We start from the raw sequence: 23,601 nt of genomic DNA, 5'->3' as shown, positions 1-23,601 counted from the left end.
TGGGAGGGAATGAGCAGATGAGTCAGAAACCATGGTATCAATGGACGCCGGAGGAGATCCTGCAATCGTCGGGAACCGAGCCCTCGCAAGGGCTGAGCTGGGAGGAGGCGGACAAGCGACTTGCCTCGCACGGCAAGAACGAGCTGGCCGAAGGGCAGAGCGTTTCGCCGCTGACGCTGTTTTTGAACCAATTCAAGGACTTCATGGTGCTGGTGCTGATGGGGGCGACCCTGATCTCCGGCTTACTGGGCGAATATTTGGATGCGGTCACCATTATTGCCATCATCCTCATGAACGGCATTCTCGGCTTCCTGCAGGAGTTCCGCGCTGAGCGCTCGCTGCGTGCGCTGAAGGAGCTGTCTGCGCCGAACGCGAAGGTGCTGCGCGAGGGGAAGGTCGAGCTCGTCCCTGCGCGGGAGCTCGTGCCGGGCGATATTGTGCTGCTAGAGAGCGGGGACAGGCTGCCCGCGGACGTGCGGTTCATCGAGACGGCGGGTGCGTATGCCGAGGAGTCGGCGCTCACCGGGGAGTCCGTTCCAGTCGCCAAGCATACGTCCGTGCTGGAGCAGGACGACATCCCGCTCGGCGACCAGCGCAACCTCGGCTTCATGGGCACGATGATGACGCGCGGCACGGCGAAGGCTGTCGTGGTGCGCACGGGCATGCAGACCGAGATGGGTAAGATCGCAGACCTCATTCAGAACACCGATTCGATGGAGACACCGCTGCAGCACCGTCTGGAGCAGCTCGGCAAAATTCTCATTATCGTCGCCATCGCCCTCACCGTGCTCGTCGTGGTGGCCGGTATTCTGCACGGACAGCCGCCATACGCGATGTTCCTTGCAGGCGTCAGCCTTGCGGTCGCGGCCATTCCGGAAGGGCTTCCCGCCATCGTCACGATCGCGCTCGCCCTCGGCGTGCAGCGGATGATTCAGCGCAAGGCGATCGTGCGCAAGCTGCCCTCGGTCGAGACGCTCGGCTGCGCCTCGGTCATCTGCTCGGACAAGACAGGCACGCTGACGCAGAACAAGATGACCGTGACGCACCTGTGGCTCGGCGGCGACGTGCTAGAGGTGACGGGTGACGGCTACGAGCCGAACGGAGCCATCGTACACAATGGCAAGCCTGTCGATCTACGCAACAACCAGATGCTGCGCCGCATGCTGCAGATCGGGGTGCTGTGCAACAACGCGAGTCTGCATGAGTCTGTACCCGAGGGTAAGGGGAAAAAGGACGCAGCAGCGGTCTATTCCATTAAAGGCGACCCGACTGAGGGGGCGCTCATCGTGCTTGGCGCGAAGGCCGGGCTGACCTCGCAGTCGCTCGGCAGTCTGTACCGCCGTACGCTGGAGCTGCCGTTCGATTCCGATCGGAAGCGGATGTCGGTCATCGTCGAGCATCAGGGCGGACGGATGGCGTGCACGAAGGGGGCGCCCGATCTGTTGATCCAGCGCTGCTCGTACGTGCTGTGGGACAACAAGGTTATTCCGTTCACCGCTTCATTGAAGGCGAAGGTACAGGCAGGGGCCGAAGGTATGGCCAAAAATGCGTTGCGCGTCCTCGGAATCGCCTACCGCGACATCAAGGCGTCCGAGCAGCCGCACGATGAGAACGGAGTCGAGGACCAGCTCGTGTTCGTCGGTCTTGCCGGCATGATCGACCCGCCGCGCCGCGAGGTGCGCGACGCGATCTTGAAGTGCCGCCGCGCCGGCATTAAGACAGTCATGATTACCGGCGACCATCAGTCGACCGCCGAGGCCATTGCTGGCCAGCTCGGCATTATGCCGCAGGGCGGCCAGACGCTCAACGGCCAGCAGCTCGCGGCGATGGGCGACGAGGAGCTGGATCGTGTCGTCGACAACGTCTACGTATACGCCCGCGTGTCGCCTGAGCATAAGCTGCGCATCGTCAAGTCGCTGCAGCGCAAGGGGCACACGGTCGCGATGACCGGCGACGGTGTCAACGATGCACCTGCGATCAAGGCGGCGGACATCGGTATCGCCATGGGCATCAGCGGCACGGACGTGTCCAAGGAGGCGTCCTCGCTCGTTCTGTCCGACGATAATTTCGCGACAATCGTCGCAGCGATCGAGGAAGGCCGGGGCATCTACGAGAATATCCGCAAGTTTATCCGCTACCTGCTCGCCTCGAACGTCGGGGAAATTATGACGATGTTCCTCGCGATGATGGCCGGTCTGCCGCTGCCGCTCGTGCCGATCCAGATTCTATGGGTTAACCTCGTAACGGATGGCTTGCCAGCGATGGCGCTCGGCGTCGACCAGGCGGAGAAGGATCTGATGCAGCAGAAGCCTCGCTCTGCCCGTGAGAACATCTTCGCCCGCCGTCTCGGCTGGAAGATCATCAGCCGCGGCATTCTGATCGGCCTATGTACGCTTGCAGCGTTCTGGATCGCTCTGCAGCAGGCAGGCGATAGCGCGAATGCGCTCATGAAGGCGCAGACGGTCGCGTTCGTCACGCTCGTCATGGCGCAGCTGATCCACGTGTTCGACTGCCGCAGCTCGCGCTCGATCTTCCACCGCAACCCGTTCCAGAACGTCTGGCTCGTGCTGGCGGTCGTGTCGTCGCTGCTGCTAATGTTCCCGGTACTGTACGTCGACGCGCTGCAGCCGATCTTCAAGACGGTGCCGCTCGATCTGTCCGACTGGCTGCTCGTGCTCGGCTTCGCTGGAATTCCGACGTTCCTGCTCGGAATCGGCAGCCTGCTCAGCACGTCCGGCCGCAAGCGCAACCGGATCGTGGGCGGCGGCTCGAAGCCGATGAAGCCTGTGACGCGCTAAGCCTCGCTTGGTGCGGGTCGATTGAAGGCATACTTCTATGTTTGTCAGGCCGTTGTCAGCGGCCTACTATATCAACAGCCAAAGCGCCTCGCTGCTTGCAGCGGGCGCTTCGGCTGTTTGGGTGTTTAACCCCACAGACGATACGCTTAACGATAGATCGATATCCTAATCATTCTTCACTCGTAACGGCGCACCAATACTGAATCGGAGGATATGCGGTGAACTTTCAGGCATAACCGATATCATCGCTTGCTTTGACAATGTGATCAACTTCTTCAATCGCAAGAAGCGTTTGTAGAATGTGGAGAATCGTGTTAGAATTTTATATGTAGTCGTCACCTTCCTGATTGTTTGTATGAGTACAAACATTTAATTGGATAGACGGCTCTTTTTCTGCGATTTAGCGATGAATCAACAGGCATGGAATAAAGTAAGTCTCTAGGTTTTAAATACAATCTCATTCTATGAATATGTATGTCAAAATCTGTTATAATTAATAATATAGAGCCACTTCGTAGGAGGGATAATAGTGCAAAATATTAGGGCATCCTTAGATAACCTTTTTCTCGATCCAAATAATTATCGATTGCATAGTCATGCAAGATATTCACCAATAAGTGAAGATAAAGTAACTAATCCATTAGTTCAAAAGCGAGTATTGGATATGATTTGCGGAGATAACAGAGAAAACATTCGAGATCTTATAGACAGTTTTAAAACCAATGGTTATTTGAAAATTGATAACATTCTTGTCAAGAAAGTACCAGGAGAAAAAAACGGGTATGTTGTTATCGAAGGAAATCGTCGAGTAGCCACACTTAAATCATTAAAAAATGACTTAGAGCAAGGTTATGATATTGGGAAAATCTCTGAGGAGGACTTTTCCGAAATTGAAGTGGTTCTTTATGATGACTTAGACGAAGAGTCTTATTTGCTTCTGATGGGATTACGTCACGTGAGTGGAATTAAACCTTGGAGTGATTTTGAACAAGCTGAGTTAATTATGAATCTTCATAGTCATTTTAATATGGACCAGCAAGAGATATCTAACAGGTTGGGTATTTCCCGTCAAGAAGTAAAGCGTAAGTTGAATTCCTTTATTGCTATGAATATATATAAATCGGATGATGAATTTGGTGATAATTTTCATACAGGTATGGCGGCACTCTTTCATGAGCTCATGAGCCGGCCAAATTTGAGGGAATGGTTAGGTTGGAATGAAAGTCTTATTACTTTTACGAATATAGTTAATCTAAAGCGTTTTTTCGGCTGGATTTCGCGAGATGAACTAGGAAAAGTAATTCTATCGAAACGCGATCAAATTAGAGACTTAAGTAAAATAATACTGGATAATGAAGCGCTAAATATAATGGAGAACTCTAAAAATATAGAAGAAGCGTTAGACAGAAGTAATTATCTTACTACAGAAGGATTCAGGAAAAATCTAAAAAGTATAAAAAACAACATAAGCAGAATTCCAATTGCCGCATTAATTAATATGGATGAAGAGACAAAGAAGGACATGGACAGCATTATTAAATCAATTGAAGCATTTAAAAAAGTGTTGTAGGTATTCCTGATGAAGAACATCCGAGTAGAAGAAAAATTCAAAGAACTACTGGAAGATTTAATATTAAGATACTCCGCTTACAATAATATTATCTCATTTATAGAAGATGTGTCTGAAAACGATGACGTATTGTCATTAGCTAAAGATTTTTCTGAAGAACTAAGTTTGTACGAATCTGATATCGAACGAATATTTGGCGTTGATATTTTTAATATTGACTATGACACATTAAATATATCCTTCATCAACCCAATAATTGACAATATCGCAACTGCTTTAAGTTATATTTCGGATCTTACTCCAGAAAATTTTGAAAAGTTATGCGCGATCTATATCAAGTTTTTAGGAACAACTGGGGATCCCAAGGTGACTCGTAAAGCACATGACCAAGGAATTGATTATATCGGAGTTGTAGAGAGAAGTGAGCGATCAAAACTATTTAGTTCTGAGTCCAATGTTAATAGATACTATTTAATAGGCCAAGCAAAGCACTATGAAAAAGATAAAGTGACTTCGAAAGAAATACGAGAGCTAGCAGGTTCTATTTATCTTTTAAAGTACAAAGGTTTTGCTCTCAAAGATAATCCTTATTCTGATCTATCTCTTAAAGCCTTTACGCCAATTTATGTGTATTTTATTACATCCAATTACTTTTCTGAAAGTGCTAAAAGATTATGTTTTAATGCCGATATTATTCCAATTGACAGAATGATTTTAGCAATAACTTTTGGATTGGATGTTTCTTATCAGGATAGTGGTTTGTTTGCATCATCAAAGCTATCGCAGGCTATTAACAATATTAATTTCTTCTAGACATTCTTCCTACTCAAATAACTGTGTTATTAGCCTATACACAAAGTGCCCTTTTTCCTTCTGCGGACAGAGGGCGCTCTCATTGGTTCGTAAGTATGAAATAGCTCACACCTATTCAGGGAGGGCTAGAACTTCATGGAGTAAGGACGTCAAGATTAGTCAACTCAATAACATTAGTGTAGAGCAGGATTTCGATAATTATCGGTTATAAACGAAGACTTCGTTGGCTCCATTCTAAGCCTTGCGGATGATTTTCATGCCATTCATCTTAATTTCGAACTGTGGCTTGAAAGACTCATCGTTTGCCAGGGTGCTAACTTCTGGCACTGGAACAGCGACTCACTACTACACTATAAGCCTGAAGAGATTTCACTTGAAGAGCTATATGAAATGGAAGAGGAGTAACGCCCTTAGTCCCGACCTGAACGCTGGTGGGGCTATTTTGCGTTACGATTCGGATACTGGACCTTATGCTGAAGCAATGCTTGCAAGTACCGTTTGCATTTTATACAGACGTGAGGTAAAATTTTGCGGAACCGCTATGCATACCTGTGAAATTACGCTATAGTAGATGGAAAACCGTGAAAATGGGAGCAATAGCTATGAATTTTACGAAAATGCAAGGGCTTGGCAACGATTTCATCGTGCTGGAGCGCGCTGAACTGCCTGCTGACGCTTCCGCTCAAGCGATTCGGCTGTGTGACCGTAACTTCGGGATCGGCGCGGATGGCCTTGTCTATATATTGCCTTCCACGAAGGCAGATTATGTCATGCGAATTATGAATGCGGACGGCTCAGAGGCCGAGCAATGCGGCAACGCGGTGCGCTGCGCCGCTAAGTATATATACGACAACGGCCTTGTGGACGCGGACCGGACGGAGCTGACGATCGAGACGATCGGCGCTGGCGTACAGCCGCTGCAGCTCGAGCTGGAGGGCGGCCGTGTGAAGACGGTGCGCGTCGATATGGGGGAGCCGGTGCTCGAGGGGCTGAAGGTGCCGACGACGGTCGATGCGAATCCGGTGCTGGAGCATCCGGTGCAGGTCGGGGAGCAGACGTTCTTGTTCACCGCCGTGTCGATGGGCAATCCGCACTGCGTCATCTTCGTGGACGATGCGGTCGGCGTGGAGCTGTCGCAATGGGGCCCGCTACTGGAGCATCATCCGCTGTTCCCGCGCCGCGTGAACGTCGAATTCGCGACACCACGCAGCCGGGATTATGCGGATATGCGCGTCTGGGAGCGCGGAGCTGGACCTACGCTCGCTTGCGGCACAGGTGCGTGCGCGACGCTCGTAGCAGGCGTGCTCACCGGACGTATGGACCGGAAGGGAATCGTCTCGCTGAAGGGCGGCGACCTCTTTATTGAATGGAATGAAGCGAATAATCGTGTTTATATGACCGGACCAGCGGAAACGGTGTTTACGGGAACGATTTTGGTCTAAGATGGAAGAGGGGGGCCTGGCATGAAGCCGGACTTGAGAGAAGCGCTGCAACGCGGGGTGCTGGTAGGGGATGGCGCCATGGGTACATATTTGTATCAAATGGGGTTTCCGGTCGGCATCTCCTATGAGGAGCTTAATTTATTGAAGCCGGACGTCATTAAGGACGTTCATCGCCGGTATTACGAGGCTGGGGCGCGGCTGATCGAGACGAATACGTTCTCGGCGAACCGCGAGAAGCTGTCGAAGTTCGGCCTTGAGAATGAGGTCGAGGCGATCAACCGTGCGGGCGTGGAGCTTGCGCGTCAAGCAGTAGGCGATGACGCTTACGTTGTCGGCGCTGTCGGCTCGCTGCGCGCAGGCAAGCGTAAGAACGTGCGGACGGCCAAGATCAAGGACGATCTGCGTCAGCAAATTGAGGTGCTGATCGACGCTGGCGTGGACGGTCTGCTGCTTGAAACGTTTTACGACCTCGAGGAGCTGCTGCTCGTCGTGAAGCTGATCCGCAAGCTGAGCCATGTGCCGATTATCGGCCAGTTCGCGAGCGAGGGGACCGGCTCGACGATGGACGGCGTGTCGTACCAGGAGGCGTTCGCACAGCTGCTGGACGCCGGAGCTGACGTCGTCGGCTTCAACTGCCGTCTAGGCCCGAGCGGTCTGCTCCGCTCGCTGGAATCGGCTGCAGGGATGGCGGAGGCGCCGCCGTTCTCCGTCTTCCCGAATGCGGGGCTTGCCGATTATGTGGACGGCAAATATTCGTTCGCAGCTACGCCTCCGTACTTCGGCGAGACCGCAAGACGGTTCGCCGATCTCGGCGCACGTATCGTCGGCGGCTGCTGCGGCACGACGCCGGAGCATATCGCGGCGATTGCAGCGGCGCTGCAGGGCTATGAGCCGAACCGTGCAGAGCGGCAGGCAGAGAGCGGCGCAGCGCATGCGCCAGCGATCGATAGCACAGCTACGGCACCTGCTGTACCTGACAAGGACAGCGCAGCTGTAATCGTGGAGACGAAGGATACTTCGTCTTCGGTGACTGAACCGGCAGCGGTGCAGGAAGCGGAGCCCACGATCGTCGATCTCGTGAAGCAGCGTCCGACTGTCATCGTCGAGCTCGATCCGCCGCGTGATCTCGATATCGAGAAGTTCATGCTCGGCGCGGCAGCCTTGAAGGAGATCGGCGTCGATGCGCTGACGATGGCTGACAATTCGCTCGCGATGACACGGATGAGCAACCTCGCACTCGGCTCGATTGTGAAGGAGCGCGTCGGTATTCGACCGCTCATCCATATCGCCTGCCGCGACCGGAACATGATCGGTACGCAGTCGCACATGATGGGGCTGCATGCACTCGGCATCGACCATGTGCTTGCCGTCACTGGCGACCCGGCGAAGTTCGGCGATCTGCCGGGCTCGAGCTCGGTGTACGACCTGACCTCGTTCGAGATTATTCGGATGATCAAGCAGCTGAACGAAGGCATCGCCTTCTCGGGCAAGCCGCTGAAGAAGAAGGCGAACTTCATCGTCGGCGCGGCGTTCAACCCGAATGTGAAATATTTGGACAAGGCCGTACAGCGGCTGGAGCGGAAGATCGAGGCGGGTGCCGACTACATCATGAGCCAGCCGGTGTACAGCGCCGAGCTGATCGACAAGATGTACGAGGCGACGCGTCACCTCGACATTCCGATCTTCCTCGGCATTATGCCGCTGGCGAGCGGCACGAACGCCGAATATTTGCACAACGAGGTGCCGGGCATTCAGTTGTCCGACGACGTGCGTAAGCGGATGAGCGGGCTGAAGGGCGAGGAAGGACGCGCGATGGGCGTGCAGATCGGCAAGGAGCTGCTGGACGCGGCCTTCGGCAAGTTCAACGGCATCTACCTGATGACGCCATTCATGGCGTACGAGATGACGGTCGAGCTGACCCGCTACGTATGGGAGAAGACGGGGCGGCATGATTACCACTTGTCCCCACTTGCGAAATGAATTAAAATAGGATAACGGATGTGAGCTATGGCGATCAGTATGACCGGCTTCGGACAAGCCGCACGCTCCATAGGCGGCTTCCGGATTATGATTGATATGAAATCGGTTAACCATCGATATTGCGAGGTAGCTGTGCGCTTGCCGCGCGAATTATCTCGCTTCGAGCATATGGTGAAGCAGACGGTGCAGCAGCACGTGAAGCGCGGACGTGTCGATGTGTTCGTGACGGTGGAGCGGGATCGGCAGGAGGCGCATGCAGCGGTCATCGACTGGGCGCTCGCCGAAGGGTACAAGCATGCAGCCGAGTCGTTGTCGGACAGGCTGACGCTACCCGGCCAGCTCGAGCTGCGCGACCTGTTGACACTGCCAGGCGTTGTCAGCTTCCAGGACAAGCCTGACGCGTCGGAGGAGCAGCTGGGCGCTGAGCTTGAAGCATGTGCGCGCGAAGCCGTTCTTGCGCTCGTACATATGCGACAGCAGGAGGGCGACTTCCTTCTGCAGGACCTGCAGAGTAGAATGGCCACTCTGCGCGAGCTTCGACACGAAGCGGCCCGTCTCGCGCCTCATGTCGTCGAGGACTATGCCGTACGGCTGCGAGCAAGGCTGCACGACATGCTGCAGCAGACGGAGCTCGACGAGACACGGCTCGCGATGGAGGTTGCGCTACTCGCTGACCGTGCGAGCGTCGACGAGGAGCTGACGCGGCTTGCGAGCCATGAGGAGCAGCTGCGCGGCTTGCTGCAGGCCAAGGAGCCTGTCGGGCGCAAGCTTGACTTTCTTGTGCAGGAGATGAACCGTGAGGTCAACACGATCGGCTCGAAGGCTTCGCACGCGGGACTTACGGCGATTGTCGTTGAGATGAAGGCCGAGCTCGAGAAGCTGCGCGAGCAGATTCAGAATATCGAATAAGGCACACTTTTCATTATCATGCATTCTTTTTCTCATCCAGAAGCGGCAGATCGAACAGTGCTTGACGAAGCAGAAGCAGCCTTTGCCAGCGCAAGGGCTTGTACAGGAGGAACCCACTATGGCGATCAAACTTATCAACATCGGTTTCGGAAACATCGTATCCGCGAATCGAATCATTTCCATTGTCAGCCCGGAGTCGGCGCCGATCAAGCGTATTATTCAAGAAGCGCGCGACCGCCACATGCTGATCGATGCGACGTACGGTCGCCGTACACGCGCTGTTATTATTACCGACAGCGACCACGTGATCCTGTCTGCCGTACAGCCGGAAACGGTTGCCCACCGACTCTCTAATAAGGACGATGATCATGACGAGTAGTGTTGATTTAACCCGTGCGGACAAGGGCATCTTGATTGTGCTGTCTGGTCCATCGGGCGTAGGCAAGGGAACGGTATGCAAGGCGCTGCGGGAATGCTCGCCCGACCTCGTATACTCGGTATCGGCTACAACGCGCAATCCGCGTGAGGGCGAGCTTGACGGGGTGAACTATTTTTTCAAGACGAAGGATCAGTTCCAGCAGTTGATCGAGCAGGACCAGATGCTGGAGTGGGCAGAGTACGTCGGCAACTATTACGGCACGCCTCGTAAATTCGTCGAGGATACATTAAACAGCGGTAAGGATATTATATTAGAGATAGAAGTGCAAGGAGCACTCAAGGTGAAGCAGAAGTTCCCGCACGGCGTGTTCATCTTCCTGCTGCCGCCGTCGCTGACCGAGCTCGAGAACCGCATCGTCGGTCGGGGCACTGACTCCGAGGAGACGATCCGCAGCCGGATGTCCGTCGCCGTCGACGAGATCGCGATGATGGAGCAGTACGATTATGCGATCGTGAACGATCAGGTCGATCTGGCCTGTACGCGCATCCGCAGCATTCTGACCGCCGAGCATTGCCGCAAGGATCGTATGGTGAACAAAATACAACATTGGATGGCCGAGGTGAAAAAATAATGCTATATCCTTCGATTGATCGACTTCTTGATAAAGTAGACAGCAAGTACTCGCTGGTTGTTGCAGCCTCCAAGCGCGCACGTATGCTTCGCGACGGAGCAAAGTCCGAGGTGCGTCAGAAGCGTTCCCACAAGCACGTTGGACTTGCGCTCGAGGAAATTTACGAGGATCACATTTCGTACGAGAAGCTGCAAACCAAAGAAACAAACCTTAAGTAAACAACCCTTAGTGGTTGTTATTTTTTTAGCTGTAAAGCTGTGAAGATGTGAGGAGAGTGAAGCAACGTGGGAGCGCTGAACGGCAAAACGATCGTGCTCGGCGTCAGCGGAGGAATTGCCGTCTACAAGGCAGCGGCGCTGTGCAGCAAGCTGTCCCAGGCCGGAGCGGACGTTCGTGTCATTATGACGGAATCGGCCGCCCGCTTCGTCACACCGCTGACATTCCAGACGCTGTCCCGCAGCGAGGTCGCCATCGACACGTTCGACGAGAAGGAGCCGTCTGTCGTGCAGCATATTGATCTGGCGGACCGCGCCGATCTGGTCGTCATCGCTCCGGCGACGGCGAACATCATCGCGAAGCTGGCGAACGGATTGGCTGACGACATGCTGAGCACGACGCTGCTCGCGACGACGGCACCGATTATGGTTGCGCCTGCGATGAACGTACATATGTATGCGCATCCGGCCGTCGAGCACAACATGAGGACGCTCGCGTCACGCGGCGTTCTCTTCATCGAGCCCGGCACCGGCCAGCTAGCCTGCGGCTATGTTGGCAAGGGGCGTCTGGCGGAGCCGGAGGAGATCGTGCGTGCAGTGGAGCAGCACTTTCGCGAGAGCGGACGTCTGGCGGGGAAGCGGGTGCTCGTGACGGCGGGAGCTACGGTGGAGCGTATCGATCCGGTGCGCTACTTGACCAATGACTCCTCGGGCAAAATGGGATTCGCCATCGCCGAGGCGGCAGTGCGGATGGGCGCTCAGGTGACGCTCGTCGTCGGTCGTACGAGTGTGCCGCCTCCTGCTGGCGTCGAGCTGATCCGGGTCGAATCGGCGCAGCAGATGCTTGACGCGGTCATGTCGCGTCTTGCTGCGCACGATGTGATCGTCAAGACGGCTGCGGTTGCAGACTACCGTCCTGCCTCGCAGGAGGAGCACAAGATCAAGAAGAGCGCGGACGAGCTCGAGCTGAAGCTCGTTCGTAATCCGGACATTCTGCAGACGATCGGCCAGCACAAGACGCATCAGCTCGTCGTCGGCTTCGCTGCGGAGACGCGCGACCTCGATGCTTACGCGATGGACAAGCTGCGCCGCAAGCGGTGCGACCTGCTCGCGGCCAATGACGTCACGCAGGAGGGTGCGGGCTTCGGTACCGATACGAACGCGGTGCGCTTGTTCGATGAGCATGGACTCGTCGAAGCGATGCCTCTGATGACGAAGCGTGAGGTGGCGTCCAGGCTGCTCACTGTCATTGCCGAGCGGCTGGAGAAAGGGGCCTCACCGACACGATGATTGCTAAGGTCATAGTAGACATTCCCGCCAAGCCGACGAATCGGGCGTTCGATTATATCGTGAATGAGGCAGATCGTGAGCTCATTGCCGTCGGCAGTCGGGTCATCGTACCGTTCGGTCCGCGAACGGTGCAGGGCTTCGTCGTCGGCTTGCTCGAAGGCTCGGAGCTGACCAGTCATGAGGTCGATGCGCATAAGCTGAAGCCAATCAAGCAGGTGCTCGATTTGACGCCGCCTCTGACGGCTGAGCTTGTGCGGCTTGGCGCCTGGATGAGTCGAACATACGTTTGTCACGAGATCGCCGCGCTTCAGGCGATGATTCCCGGCGCGCTGAAGGCGAAGTATGAGCGACATGTAACGCTCGGGGATGATGTCGTGCTGGCAGGCGCGATGCTGCAGCAGGCCGGACAGCCGATGATGCTGATGCCCGAGCAGCAGGCTGTGCTCGAGCATGTACGAAGGCACGAGTCGGTCGATCTGGAGGCGCTGCTCGGGAAGTTCCCGGAGGCGGCGGCTCTGGTGAAGCAGCTGCTCGACGACGGCCTGCTCGTCGAACGGCAGATGGTCAAGGATCGGATGTCGGTGAAGAAGGCGCTCACCGTCTTCCCTCCGGACGATCCGTCGATGATCGAGTCTTGGCTCGCTGAGCTGCCGGCCCGTGCGGCGAAGCAGCGGGAGGTGCTGCTGCACTTCCTCGACGAGCCGGGGCCGATCAAGCTGACGGAGCTGGTCGCGAAGCTGCGCATGACCGCCTCTGCGGTCAAGGGGCTCGTAGAGCGGGGGTGGCTGCGGCTCGAGGAGGTCGAGGTGTCGCGCGATCCGTATGGGTCACGCACGTTCCGCCCCACCTCGCCGCTGCCGCTTACACCGGAGCAGCAAGGGGTGTTCGAGCGAATCGGCGGGGCCGTCCTCGCACGGGAGCCGCGCGTCTTCCTGCTGCACGGGGTGACCGGCAGCGGCAAGACGGAGGTGTACCTGCAGTCGATCCAGACGTGTCTGGACGATGGCCGCGAGGCGATCGTGCTCGTGCCCGAAATATCATTGACCCCGCAAATGGTCGAACGGTTCAAGGGGCGCTTCGGCCCGCAGGTCGCTGTACTGCACAGCCGCTTGTCGCATGGCGAGCGTTACGATGAGTGGCGCAAAATTGTACGGCGCGAAGTAAAGGTCGTCATTGGCGCACGGTCGGCGGTTTTTGCGCCTTTTACCAATATCGGACTTATTATAATAGATGAAGAGCATGAGACGACGTACAAGCAGGAAGAAAGCCCGAAATATCATGCGCGTGATGTGTCCATCGCGAGGGCGCGTGAGCACGGCGGCACGGTCGTGCTCGGCTCGGCGACGCCTTCTCTGGAGAGCATGTACCGGGTGAGTCAGGAGTACCACCGCCTCGCGACGGCTGAGCGCCCGGCCTTCGAGCTGCTGTCCATGCCGAGCCGGGTGGCGGGACGGCCGCTGCCGAAGGTCGCGATCGTCGACATGCGCGAGGAGCTGAAGAACGGCAACCGCTCGATGTTCAGCCGCGACTTGTATAAAGCGATAGAAGAACGGTTACACAAGAAGGAACAGATCGTTTTGCTGCTGAACCGGAGAGGGTACGCGACGTTCGTCATGTGCCGCACGTGCGGCTATGTGGCGGAATGTCCGCATTGCGACATCTCGCTGACGTACCACCAGAGCTCGCGGGCGATCCGCTGTCACTACTGCGGCTACGCCGAGCGGGAGCTCTCGCTCTGTCCGGATTGCGGCAGTGAGCACATTCGTCACTTCGGCACCGGAACGCAGCGTGTGGAGGAGGAGCTCGGCAAGCTGTTCCCCGGCATCCGCGTCATACGGATGGACGTCGACACGACGAGCGAGAAGGGCTCGCATGAGAAATGGCTGACGATGTTCCGCAACAAGCAGGCCGACGTGCTGCTCGGCACGCAGATGGTCGCGAAGGGGCTCGACTTCCCTGACGTGACGCTCGTCGGCGCGCTGGCGGCTGACTCTGTGCTGAACCTGCCCGACTTCCGGGCGGCAGAGCGGACGTTCCAGCTGCTGACGCAGGTGGCCGGACGCGCCGGACGGCATCAGCTGCCGGGCGAGGTGTTCGTGCAGACGTACACGCCCGAGCATTACAGCATCACCTTCGCGAGCCGTCACGATTATATCGGCTTCATGCGCAAGGAGATGCTGATGCGTAAGCTTCATAATTATCCGCCGTTCCACCAGCTCGTCCTCATTACGCTCGCTCATGAGGAGGTACCGCTGCTGCTTCGCTCCGGGGAGGCGCTCGCTTCGAGCTTGCGGGCCGCCGGTGCGCAGCTGTCGCCTGGCGAGGGGGAGCTGGAGGTGCTCGGACCGGTCGCGTCGCCGATTTCGCGCATTAAGGATAAGCACCGTTTTCAATGCATGGTCAAGTACAAGGGGACGTTCCGTGTCGCCGAGCTGCTGCTGCAGGCGGTCGCGGTGCTTGACGAGACGGTGAAGCGTCAGAAGCTGACCGTATCGATCGATGTGGACCCGCAGATCTTGATGTAGGGTGACGGTACGGTCGACGGGCATGACATTGGGTATTTCTTCATATATAAGGTTGGTTAGATCATTACCTATCATCTGGGAAGGTGTTGAATTGCTATGGCTATTAAGATCATTGTGAACGATCCCGATCCGATTCTGAGGGAAAAAAGCAAGCCGGTGCCGACCATTACGCCGAACATCATTAAGCTGCTCGACGATATGGCCGATACGATGTACGATGCGGAGGGCGTCGGCCTCGCCGCACCGCAGATCGGCATTCTGAAGCGCGTCATTGTAATGGACTGCGGCGATGAGCACGGCTTGATCGAGCTGATCAATCCGGAAATTATCGAGCGCGAGGGCGAGATGCTCGGACCGGAGGGCTGCTTGAGCATTCCGGGGCTGCGCGGTGACGTTAGCCGCGCCGCCCGCGTGAAGGTGAAGGGGCTGAACCGGCATGGGGAGGAGATCGTCATCGAAGGCACGGAGCTGCTCGCCCGCTGCATTCAGCATGAGGTCGATCATCTGGACGGCATTCTGTATACGGATCTGGCGGTCAACATGTACCGTGCGGTCGACGAGGAGCACGAGGAAGGATGAGGACTCGCGTCGTATTCATGGGAACGCCGGACTTTGCTGTTCCGGCGCTGAGGCTGCTGCTGGGCAGCAGCCTTGTTGAGGTGGTCGGCGTCGTAACGCAGCCGGACCGGCCTGTGGGCCGCAAGCGCGTGCTGACGCCGACGCCGGTGAAGGTGGAGGCCCAGAAGCACGGCCTCCCGGTGCTGCAGCCGGAGCGGCTTCGGCGCGGAGAGGCGCTGGACGAGCTGCGAGCGCTGCAGCCGGAGCTGATTGTGACGGCGGCTTACGGGCAGATTTTGCCCCCATCGGTGCTGGAGCTGCCGCGGCTCGGCTGTATTAATCTGCATGCGTCGCTGCTGCCGAAGTATCGGGGCGGGGCACCGATCCACTATGCGGTCATGAACGGGGACGCGGTGACCGGCGTGACGATTATGTATATGGCGGAAGGGCTTGATACGGGCGATATGATCAGCCGCATCGAGGTGCCGATCGGCGATGACGATACGACGGGCACGATGTTCGATAAGCTGAGCGATGCCGCCGCTGAGCTGCTGGAGCAGACGTTGCCTGCGCTCCTGAACGGCACGGTACAGGCGGTGCCGCAGGACGAGTCGCAGGCGGTCTATTCGCCGAACGTGTCCCGTGAGCTGGAGCGCATTGACTGGAGCTTGCCGTCGCTGCGTATCTGGAATCTCGTGCGTGCGCTCTATCCGCGTCCGGGCGCTTACACGCTGTGGAACGGCGATGTGCTGAAGGTATGGACATGTGCGAAGCCGGACGGCCCGGGGGGTCGTTCTGTGGACGGCGTCGTGCCAGGCACGGTGCTGGAGGCGGGAGCGCAAGGCATCGTCGTCGCGACAGGCGACGGCGTGCTGCGCATTACAGAGCTGCAGCCGGCGGGCAAGAAGGCGATGGACGCGGCGACGTTCGCCCGCGGCGGACAGCTGGCGCCGGGCACGGTGCTCGGACTCGCTGCGCAGTCTCCAGAGACGGGAGTTGATTCAGCGACGTGAGGGAGAACGAGAGAGAACGGAAGGGCGCAGGTACGCAGGGTGCCTCCGGACAAGGGAGCAAGCGAGCTGGCGGTGCAGGTGCGCAAGGCGACAAGCGCGGTGCGGCGGCAGGCGCAGGTAGAGCAGCCGGTGCCCAGAGAGCGGGGCGTGGAGCGGCAGCAAGCACGCAAGTCGCAGGCCCGCAGGGTGGCAAGCCGCAGCCGCACAGAGCGGCAGGGGCGCAAGGCTCCGCTCGCGATAGAGGAGCAGGCTCAGCAGCCACAGGTCGCACGGGCGGCAAGTCGCAGGCCCGCCCTGCCGCGGCAAGCGCGTCGGGCACCGCAGCAGCCCGTGCGCCTCGCCAAGGCGGCGCGCGGCGCACGGCGCGTGAGGCGGCGCTCGACGTGCTGACGCGCATCGAGACCGATAAGGCATACAGCAACCTGCTGCTGAACCAGACGCTGCAGTCGTACAAGCTCGACCGGGCGGACGCAGGTCTTGCGACGGAGATCGTGTACGGCACGGTGCAGCGGCTCAATACGATTGACTATTACTTGGCGCCGTTCGTCGCCAAGGGACTCGCCAAGCTGGAGCCTTGGGTGCGGTCGCTGCTGCGTCTAAGCTTCTACCAGCTGCACTATCTCGACCGCGTGCCCGATCACGCGGTCGTCAGCGAGGCGGTCAATCTCGCGAAGCGGCGCGGCCATGCCGGCATCTCCGGCATGGTGAACGGCGTGCTGCGCAGCGTGCTCCGCAGCAAGGACACGCTGGCGCTGCCTGCAGGCTTGACGCCAGAGGCGCAGATCGCGCTCGAGCACTCGCATCCCGAGTGGCTCGTCAAGCGCTGGAGTCTGCAGTACGGGCTGCAGACCGCAGAAGCGATCTGCCGCGCGAACAACGAGCCGCCGCGCGTGAGCCTGCGGGCCAATACGCTGCGGCTCGAGCGCTCGGCGCTCGTGGAGCGGCTGCGCCAGCAGGGGCTTGACGCTGAGCCGTCGCGCCTTGCGCCTGCGGGCGTCGTCGTGCGCGGCGGCGGCAATATGGCGCTGACGCCGGAGTTCGCGAGCGGCCTATTCTCCATTCAAGACGAGAGCTCGATGCTCGTCGCCGAATGGGTCGATCCGCAGCCGGGCGAGCGGGTGCTCGACTGCTGTGCTGCGCCCGGAGGCAAGACGGCGCATCTGGCCGAGAGGATGGGCGACAAGGGAGAGGTCGTCGCGACCGACGTGCACGAGCATAAGCGCGAGCTCGTGTCCGCTCAGGCCGAGCGACTCGGTCTGTCGTCCGTCGAGACGGTCACGGCGGACGCGAGAACGCTGGCGGATCGGTATCCGAAGGCGAGCTTCGACCGCATCCTGCTCGATGCGCCTTGCTCGGGTCTAGGCGTCATTCGGCGCAAGCCCGATGTGAAGTGGACGAAGACGGAGGCGGAGATCGAGGCGATTCGTCTAGTGCAGCTGGAGCTGCTCGAGGCGGTGTCGCCGCTGCTGAAGCCGGGCGGGGTGCTCGTGTACAGCACGTGCACGATTGAGCGCTCGGAGAATGAGGAGCTCGTGCGTACGTTTATAGCGAGTCATCCCGAATTCGAGCTGGACGAGCCGCCAGCAGCGGCGCAGCCTGCCATCACGGTCTCTACCGCCCCGACTTCTCAAGCAGACACCTTGCCTTCCGAGGCAGGCAGCTCACCTGCGATGCGGCAATTGATGCCGTACGAGTTCGGCTCGGACGGGTTCTTCCTCGCGAGGCTGCGCAGACGAGCATAGCTATGTATTTTGTGGTACAATGAAACGTGGCCTTTGGCGGCAGCTATGCTGCAAGGGCCTTCAATTTAGACAAAATAGGTTGTGATCCGATATGGAAATGCCAGCAAGCAAAATGCCGAAAAACGAAAAGCCTTACGTCTACGATTATACGCTGGAGGACTGGGAGTCCTGGGTGAAGGCGAACGGGGAGTCCGGCTTCCGCGCCGGGCAAATTTTCGATTGGCTGTATGTGAAAAGAGTATCAAGCTTCGAGCAAATGACGAACTTGCCGAAGTCGCTTCGCGAGAAGCTGCAGGCACAGTTCGACTTCGTGACGCTGTCAGAGGTCGCGCAGTACCGTTCCAAGGACGGTACGGTCAAGTTCTTGTTCGAGCTGACGGACAAGAATGCGATTGAGACGGTTATTATGAAGCACAGCTATGGCAACAGCATCTGCGTGACAACACAGGTCGGCTGCCGCATCGGCTGCACGTTCTGCGCCTCGACGCTCGGCGGCTTGAAGCGCAATCTGACCTCAGGGGAAATTATTGCCCAGGTCGTCAAGGCGCAGCAGCTGCTCGATGCGACGAGCGAGCGGGTCAGCAGCATCGTCATTATGGGCATCGGCGAGCCGTTCGAGAACTATGAGGCAGTCATGAAGTTCCTCAAGGTGATGATTCATCCGAAGGGACTGAACATCGGCCAGCGCCACATTACGGTGTCGACGAGCGGCATCGTGCCGAACATTTACCAATTCGCCGAGGAGAATACGCAGATTAATCTGGCGATCTCGATTCATGCGCCGAACGATGAGCTGCGCTCGAAGCTGATGCCGGTCAACCGGCGCTTCCCGTTCGCCGAGCTGATCGAGGCTTGCCGCTACTACGTAGCGAAAACAGGCCGACGCATTACGTTCGAATACGCGCTGATGGGCGGCGTGAACGATCGTCCCGAGCATGCGGAGGAGCTGGCGCAGGTGCTGAAGACGTTCCCGATGGCACATGTCAATCTCATTCCGGTCAATTTCGTCTCCGAGCGTGACTTCGTCCGCACGGAGCGCAACGACATCTTCGCGTTCCAGCGCATTCTGGAGAAGTACAAAATCACGGCCACGATTCGGCGCGAGCAAGGAAGCGATATTGCGGCAGCATGCGGTCAGCTGCGCGCACAGCACATGGAAGCGGGTGCGAGGTGAGAGAATTGATGCTGAAGGCAGCTTTTTTATCCGACATCGGGCTCGTGCGCACCGTCAATGAGGACAGCGCGTTCGTGCAGGAGCAGGTGCACGGCTGGTCGCTTGCCATCGTGGCGGACGGCATGGGCGGACATCAGGCTGGAGATGTGGCGAGCAAGATGGCCGTCGAGTGGATTCCGCAAGGGCTGCTGCCACTGGACCCAGCTGCCTCCGAGGAGGAGCTGGCGGAGCGGCTGAAGTCGGCGGTCGAGCTGGCGAATGCGCAAATATTCGAGTTCGCCTCAGGGCGCGAAAGCTATCACGGTATGGGCACGACGGTCGTCGCGGTTCTAGCGAATCCGAGCGTCGCCGTCATCGCCCATATCGGCGACAGCCGGGCGTATCGTATTCGTGAGGGACGTCTTGAGCAGCTAACCCAGGATCATTCGCTTGTGAATGAGCTCCTGAAGAGCGGGCAAATTACTCGGGAGGAAGCCGACCATCATCCGCGGCGCAACGTGCTGACACGCGCTCTTGGCACCGAGGCGACGATCGAGGTCGACGTGCAGAGCGTCTACTGGCGGCCGGGCGACCTGCTGCTGCTATGCAGCGACGGCTTAAGCGGACTCGTGGAGCAGGAGCGCATCCTCAGCACCGTGCTGGAGGAGAGCAGCCTCGAGCATAAGGTACGGCGTCTTGTCGACGAGGCGCTGGCGGCTGGCGGCGACGATAATGTGACCGTCGTGCTGCTGGAGAACGTTCCACAGAACGGTGAGGCAAGTCAACAAACGCGGGAAGCGAGGTGAATAACGGTATGATCGGCAGACAGCTAGGAGGACGTTACGAAATTCTGGAGCGTGTCGGCGGCGGCGGAATGGCCATTGTATACAAGGGACTCGATATTTTATTACATCGTCATGTGGCTGTGAAGGTGCTCCGCTCGCAATATGTGCACGACGAGGAATTCATCCAGCGCTTCCGCCGCGAGGCACAAGCCGCCGCCTCCTTATCGCACCCGAACGTGGTCAGCATCTACGATGTTGGACAGGAAGAGGACGTCCATTACATCGTGATGGAGTATGTGGAAGGCACGACGCTGAACGATCTGATCAAGGCGAAGGCGCCCTTGCAGATCGAGGATGCGGTACATATTGCAGGTCAAATATGCGATGCTCTCGACCACGCGCATCATAACCAGATCATTCACCGGGACATCAAGCCTCATAACATCTTGATCGGCCGCAACGGACGTGTGAAGGTGACGGACTTCGGCATCGCCCGCGCGGTCACCTCGTCGACGATTACGCAGATCGGCTCGGTCGTCGGCTCCGTTCATTACTTCTCCCCGGAGCATGCGAAGGGAACGCCGACTGGCGAGCAATCCGACCTGTACTCACTGGGCATTGTGATGTACCAGATGCTGACGGCGAAGCTCCCGTTCCTTGGGGAGAGCCCGATCAGCGTGGCGCTGAAGCATCTGCAGGAGGATGTGGAGGAGCCGCGCAAGGTGAACCCGCTCATCCCGCAGAGCGTCGAGAACATCATTCTACGCGCGATGCGCAAAAGCACGATGGAGCGGTACCGCTCTGCGAAGGAGATGCTGTCTGATCTCGAATCGTGCCTCGCGCCCTCGCGTCGCAATGAGGCGAAGGTAAGCTTCCTCGATGACGACGAGCTCGACGAGGAGCGAACACGCGTCATGCCTGCGCTGAGGCCGGGTCAATACGGCTTGCCTGAACGCTCTGAGCGTACAGTCTCGGCCGCTCCGAAGGACGATGAGGAGGACGATGAGGAGCAGCTTCCTGCCCGTCGGCGCAACCGGTGGGTGAAGCCCGTCATCATCATCGTCGTGCTGCTCGCCCTGCTGGGCGGCATGTGGTACGCGGTCGGCGCGGTGAAGCAGCAGTTTACGATCGAGCGCGTCGACGTGCCGACGGTCGTCGGTCTTCAGCTCGTGCAGGCGCAGCAGAAGCTGCAGGAGGCGAAGCTGCAGTCGAGCTTCGAATATGTGAAGGATGCGGCCAATGCGCCGAAGGATACGGTCATTCGCCAGAGCCAGTCGAACATGAAGGTGAACGCGGGCTCGACGATTCAGCTGTTCGTCAGCCAGGGACCGGACAAGAAGCAGATGGCGGACGTGACGAAGCTGACGCTCAATGCCGCGACCGCAAGGCTCAAGGAGCTCGGCATATTGCCTGGCAACATCGTGATCGATTCCAAGCACTTCGACGAGGAGCCGGATACCGTCGTCAGCCAGACGCCGGCAGCAGGAGAGGAGTTCACCGACCCTGCGGCGGTCATGGTCAAGCTTGTTGTGTCCAAGGGCCGCGAGTCGATCCCGATGCCGAACCTGATCGGCCTGTCCGAGAACGAGGCGAAGAACAAGCTGCTCGTCAGCGGCTTGAAGCTTGCCAAGGACGGCATTACGTATGAAGCGAGCTACAAGCAGTCGAAAGGCAAGGTCGTCGAGCAATTCCCGTTCAAGGCGAACGAGAATACCCCTCCGGGTACCGAGATCTCGCTCACGGTCAGCTCCGGGCTGCCTGCGGAGGCGGGGCCGATGTCGGTTAATATTCCGATCAAGCCGGCGCGCGAGGGCAAGCCTTCCACGGTGAAGATTATACTTACGGATGCGGCTTACGATACGCCTTTTGAATACCAGACGTTGACGAACGTGACGAAGACCGAGATGCTGCAGGTGAAGCTCATTGTATCGCCGGACAAGAATGCGCTCATTCAGGTGAAGGTGGACAACAACATCGCCGATCTGATTACGGTGACCTATCAGGACTATCTCGCTCAGAAGAGCGGCAAGCCCGTCACACCGGGCACAGGCACGCCGAGCACGGATGACGAGGAGGAGCAGCCTGCTGCGGGATCAGGACGCCAAGGCGCCGATTCCGGTAACACGGGCTCATCCGGTACGCAGACCGGCGGCGGAGCAACGGGCAATTCCACTACAGGAGGACGGAACCAGTAATATGCCAAACGGACTGATCGTCAAGGCATTAAGCGGATATTATTATGTGCTGTCGGAGACGAGCGGCGAATCGGAATCGATTCAATGCCGTGCGCGCGGCGTGTTCAAGAAGCGGGGCATTACACCGCTCGTCGGAGATCGGGTCGTCTATGAGCTGACGGATAACGGCGAGGGCACCGTAACGGAAGTGCTGCCGCGCTCCTCCGAGCTCGTGCGTCCTCCGATCGCGAATGTCGATCAGACGGTACTCGTCTTCTCGATCAGCGAGCCGGCGATGAACGTTCCGCTGCTCGATAAATTTCTCGTCCATACGGAAAGCGCAGGGCTCGATACGATCATCTGTCTGACGAAGCGCGATCTCTTGCCGGGCAGCGGCTCAGACTCTGAGCATGGGGATAAGGGCGCAACTGGCGGAGAGAGCGATCTGGAGGACGTCATTCGTCTGTATCAATCGATCGGCTATCCGGTCATTGTGACGAGTGCGCACGAAGGAATCGGCGTTCAGGAGATCGTGGAGCGGCTTGCTGGGCGGATCAGCGTATTCGCTGGCCAATCCGGTGTCGGCAAGTCGTCGTTGCTCAATGCGATGATTCCGGGTCTGCGGCTGGAGACGAATGCGATCAGCATGAAGCTCGGCCGAGGTAAGCATACGACGCGCCATGTCGAGCTGCTGCGGCTGCCTGGAGGCGGCATCGTCGCCGATACGCCGGGCTTCAGCCAGCTGGACTTCCTGCAGGTCGATGCGGATAGTCTCGGCTCGTGCTTCCGTGAGTTCGCGCCGCTGGCGGCGGAGTGCCGCTTCCGCGGCTGTCTTCATCTGCATGAGCCAGACTGCAAGGTGCAGGAGGCGAAGGAGGACGGGCGAATCGCCGCTTCCCGTTATTCTAGTTATATACAGTTTCTGGAGGAGATCCGGGAGCAAAAAAGGAGGTATTAACGATGCTGCGAATTGCGCCATCGATATTGTCCGCTGATTTTGCCGCGCTAGGCGAGGAGGTCGCTGATGTGGAGCGCGGTGGAGCGGATTGGCTGCACGTCGACGTCATGGACGGCCACTTCGTGCCGAATATGACGATTGGGCCGCTCGTGGTCGAAGCGCTACGTCCGCGGACGAAGCTGCCGCTCGACGTTCATCTGATGATCGAGAATCCGGACCGCTACGTGGCTGCCTTCGCGAAGGCGGGGGCTGACCTCATCTCGGTTCATGCGGAGGCGTGCGTCCATCTGCACCGCACTGTGTACGGCATTAAGGAGCTGGGCGTGAAGTCCGGCATCGTGCTTAATCCGGCTACGCCGCTGACGGTACTGGAATATGCGCCGCTAGAGATGACCGACCTCATTCTCGTTATGACGGTTAACCCAGGCTTCGGCGGTCAGAGCTTCATTCCGGCGATGCTAGGCAAAATCCGCGCGCTGCGCGACATGCTCGACGCCCGCGGCCTGCACCATATCGACATCGAGGTGGATGGCGGCGTTAACGCGGAGACGGCGAAGCAAGTGATCGAGGCGGGAGCGAACGTGCTCGTTGCGGGCAACGCTGTGTTCGGGCAGAAGGATCGCGCCGCTGCGATCGCCGCCATCCGCGGACAGGAGCGTTAGGGCG

General features: G+C 58.0%; 19 protein-coding genes. All 19 read left to right on the top strand.

The genetic code is table 11. From position 1 onward, the window contains the following. Positions 1-17 precede the first annotated feature (17 nt). The 19 genes from PAE68_RS13945 to rpe all read left to right on the top strand — a co-directional run bounded on the left by PAE68_RS13945 (position 18) and on the right by rpe (position 23,597). A complete protein-coding gene (locus PAE68_RS13945) occupies positions 18-2,798 on the top strand; it encodes a calcium-translocating P-type ATPase, SERCA-type (RefSeq protein WP_281887833.1) in 2,781 nt (926 codons plus the stop codon). Positions 2,799-3,327: 529 nt separating this feature from the next. Next, positions 3,328-4,368 carry a ParB/RepB/Spo0J family partition protein gene (locus PAE68_RS13940; RefSeq protein ID WP_281887831.1) on the top strand — a complete coding sequence of 347 codons (1,041 nt, stop codon included), beginning with the start codon at positions 3,328-3,330 and terminating at the stop codon, positions 4,366-4,368. A gap of 9 nt (positions 4,369-4,377) precedes the next feature. Further along, positions 4,378-5,181 carry a restriction endonuclease gene (locus tag PAE68_RS13935; RefSeq protein ID WP_281887829.1) on the top strand — a complete coding sequence of 268 codons (804 nt, stop codon included), beginning with the start codon at positions 4,378-4,380 and terminating at the stop codon, positions 5,179-5,181. A 602-nt stretch (positions 5,182-5,783) separates the two neighbouring features. After that, entirely contained in the window at positions 5,784-6,623 is an 840-nt protein-coding gene (gene dapF, locus PAE68_RS13930; RefSeq protein WP_281887828.1) for a diaminopimelate epimerase, read from the top strand. A 21-nt stretch (positions 6,624-6,644) separates the two neighbouring features. Next, on the top strand, positions 6,645-8,603 hold the full coding sequence (locus PAE68_RS13925) for a bifunctional homocysteine S-methyltransferase/methylenetetrahydrofolate reductase (RefSeq protein WP_281887826.1): 1,959 nt from the start codon (positions 6,645-6,647) through the stop codon (positions 8,601-8,603). Between the two features lie 27 nt (positions 8,604-8,630). After that, entirely contained in the window at positions 8,631-9,512 is an 882-nt protein-coding gene (locus PAE68_RS13920) for a YicC/YloC family endoribonuclease (RefSeq protein WP_281887824.1), read from the top strand. A gap of 118 nt (positions 9,513-9,630) precedes the next feature. Then, complete coding sequence (gene remA / locus PAE68_RS13915) at positions 9,631-9,891, top strand: extracellular matrix/biofilm regulator RemA (protein ID WP_009672664.1); 261 nt, start codon at positions 9,631-9,633, stop codon at positions 9,889-9,891. Further along, a complete protein-coding gene (gene gmk, locus PAE68_RS13910; protein ID WP_281887795.1) occupies positions 9,881-10,522 on the top strand; it encodes a guanylate kinase in 642 nt (213 codons plus the stop codon). The genes remA and gmk overlap by 11 nt, the downstream gene beginning before the upstream one ends. After that, the gene (rpoZ, locus tag PAE68_RS13905) at positions 10,522-10,740 is read left to right on the top strand and encodes a DNA-directed RNA polymerase subunit omega (RefSeq protein WP_281887794.1); all 219 of its coding nucleotides are present in this window, start codon (positions 10,522-10,524) and stop codon (positions 10,738-10,740) included. Before gmk ends, rpoZ begins: the two co-directional genes overlap by 1 nt. A 75-nt stretch (positions 10,741-10,815) precedes the next feature. Beyond that, on the top strand, positions 10,816-12,027 hold the full coding sequence (coaBC, locus tag PAE68_RS13900; RefSeq protein WP_281891070.1) for a bifunctional phosphopantothenoylcysteine decarboxylase/phosphopantothenate--cysteine ligase CoaBC: 1,212 nt from the start codon (positions 10,816-10,818) through the stop codon (positions 12,025-12,027). Then, on the top strand, positions 12,024-14,552 hold the full coding sequence (priA, locus tag PAE68_RS13895; RefSeq protein WP_281887793.1) for a primosomal protein N': 2,529 nt from the start codon (positions 12,024-12,026) through the stop codon (positions 14,550-14,552). Before coaBC ends, priA begins: the two co-directional genes overlap by 4 nt. A 96-nt stretch (positions 14,553-14,648) precedes the next feature. After that, a complete protein-coding gene (gene def, locus PAE68_RS13890) occupies positions 14,649-15,131 on the top strand; it encodes a peptide deformylase (protein WP_281887791.1) in 483 nt (160 codons plus the stop codon). Next, positions 15,128-16,123: a methionyl-tRNA formyltransferase gene (gene fmt / locus PAE68_RS13885; RefSeq protein WP_281887789.1), complete on the top strand. Its 996-nt coding sequence runs from the start codon at positions 15,128-15,130 to the stop codon at positions 16,121-16,123. The genes def and fmt overlap by 4 nt, the downstream gene beginning before the upstream one ends. Next, a complete protein-coding gene (gene rsmB, locus PAE68_RS13880) occupies positions 16,120-17,865 on the top strand; it encodes a 16S rRNA (cytosine(967)-C(5))-methyltransferase RsmB (RefSeq protein WP_281887787.1) in 1,746 nt (581 codons plus the stop codon). The genes fmt and rsmB overlap by 4 nt, the downstream gene beginning before the upstream one ends. A gap of 91 nt (positions 17,866-17,956) precedes the next feature. Further along, positions 17,957-19,039 (top strand): dual-specificity RNA methyltransferase RlmN, encoded by a 1,083-nt coding sequence (rlmN, locus tag PAE68_RS13875; protein WP_281887784.1) that lies wholly within the window; start codon positions 17,957-17,959, stop codon positions 19,037-19,039. Positions 19,040-19,047: 8 nt separating this feature from the next. Beyond that, positions 19,048-19,824, top strand: a complete 777-nt coding sequence (locus tag PAE68_RS13870; RefSeq protein WP_281891067.1) for a Stp1/IreP family PP2C-type Ser/Thr phosphatase — start codon at positions 19,048-19,050, stop codon at positions 19,822-19,824. Positions 19,825-19,832: 8 nt separating this feature from the next. After that, a complete protein-coding gene (gene pknB, locus PAE68_RS13865; protein ID WP_281887782.1) occupies positions 19,833-21,998 on the top strand; it encodes a Stk1 family PASTA domain-containing Ser/Thr kinase in 2,166 nt (721 codons plus the stop codon). 1 nt (position 21,999) lies between these two features. Next, positions 22,000-22,935 carry a ribosome small subunit-dependent GTPase A gene (gene rsgA / locus PAE68_RS13860; RefSeq protein ID WP_281887780.1) on the top strand — a complete coding sequence of 312 codons (936 nt, stop codon included), beginning with the start codon at positions 22,000-22,002 and terminating at the stop codon, positions 22,933-22,935. A 2-nt stretch (positions 22,936-22,937) separates the two neighbouring features. Continuing rightward, on the top strand, positions 22,938-23,597 hold the full coding sequence (rpe, locus tag PAE68_RS13855; RefSeq protein ID WP_281887778.1) for a ribulose-phosphate 3-epimerase: 660 nt from the start codon (positions 22,938-22,940) through the stop codon (positions 23,595-23,597). Positions 23,598-23,601 lie beyond the last annotated feature (4 nt).

The sequence above is a fragment of the Paenibacillus sp. YYML68 genome (assembly GCF_027923405.1).
Taxonomy (GTDB): domain Bacteria; phylum Bacillota; class Bacilli; order Paenibacillales; family NBRC-103111; genus Paenibacillus_G.
This window is presented reverse-complemented; position numbering and strand designations above follow the sequence as displayed.

Bases quoted from the DNA above. Each gene is read 5' to 3' on its own strand.
- PAE68_RS13945 (WP_281887833.1), top strand. From the start codon at position 18: ATGAGTCAGAAACCATGGTATCAATGGACGCCGGAGGAGATCCTGCAA.
- PAE68_RS13935 (WP_281887829.1), top strand. From the start codon at position 4,378: ATGAAGAACATCCGAGTAGAAGAAAAATTCAAAGAACTACTGGAAGAT.
- dapF (WP_281887828.1), top strand. From the start codon at position 5,784: ATGAATTTTACGAAAATGCAAGGGCTTGGCAACGATTTCATCGTGCTG.
- PAE68_RS13925 (WP_281887826.1), top strand. From the start codon at position 6,645: ATGAAGCCGGACTTGAGAGAAGCGCTGCAACGCGGGGTGCTGGTAGGG.
- PAE68_RS13920 (WP_281887824.1), top strand. From the start codon at position 8,631: ATGGCGATCAGTATGACCGGCTTCGGACAAGCCGCACGCTCCATAGGC.
- remA (WP_009672664.1), top strand. From the start codon at position 9,631: ATGGCGATCAAACTTATCAACATCGGTTTCGGAAACATCGTATCCGCG.
- gmk (WP_281887795.1), top strand. From the start codon at position 9,881: ATGACGAGTAGTGTTGATTTAACCCGTGCGGACAAGGGCATCTTGATT.
- rpoZ (WP_281887794.1), top strand. From the start codon at position 10,522: ATGCTATATCCTTCGATTGATCGACTTCTTGATAAAGTAGACAGCAAG.
- priA (WP_281887793.1), top strand. From the start codon at position 12,024: ATGATTGCTAAGGTCATAGTAGACATTCCCGCCAAGCCGACGAATCGG.
- def (WP_281887791.1), top strand. From the start codon at position 14,649: ATGGCTATTAAGATCATTGTGAACGATCCCGATCCGATTCTGAGGGAA.
- fmt (WP_281887789.1), top strand. From the start codon at position 15,128: ATGAGGACTCGCGTCGTATTCATGGGAACGCCGGACTTTGCTGTTCCG.
- rlmN (WP_281887784.1), top strand. From the start codon at position 17,957: ATGGAAATGCCAGCAAGCAAAATGCCGAAAAACGAAAAGCCTTACGTC.
- PAE68_RS13870 (WP_281891067.1), top strand. From the start codon at position 19,048: ATGCTGAAGGCAGCTTTTTTATCCGACATCGGGCTCGTGCGCACCGTC.
- pknB (WP_281887782.1), top strand. From the start codon at position 19,833: ATGATCGGCAGACAGCTAGGAGGACGTTACGAAATTCTGGAGCGTGTC.
- rsgA (WP_281887780.1), top strand. From the start codon at position 22,000: ATGCCAAACGGACTGATCGTCAAGGCATTAAGCGGATATTATTATGTG.
- rpe (WP_281887778.1), top strand. From the start codon at position 22,938: ATGCTGCGAATTGCGCCATCGATATTGTCCGCTGATTTTGCCGCGCTA.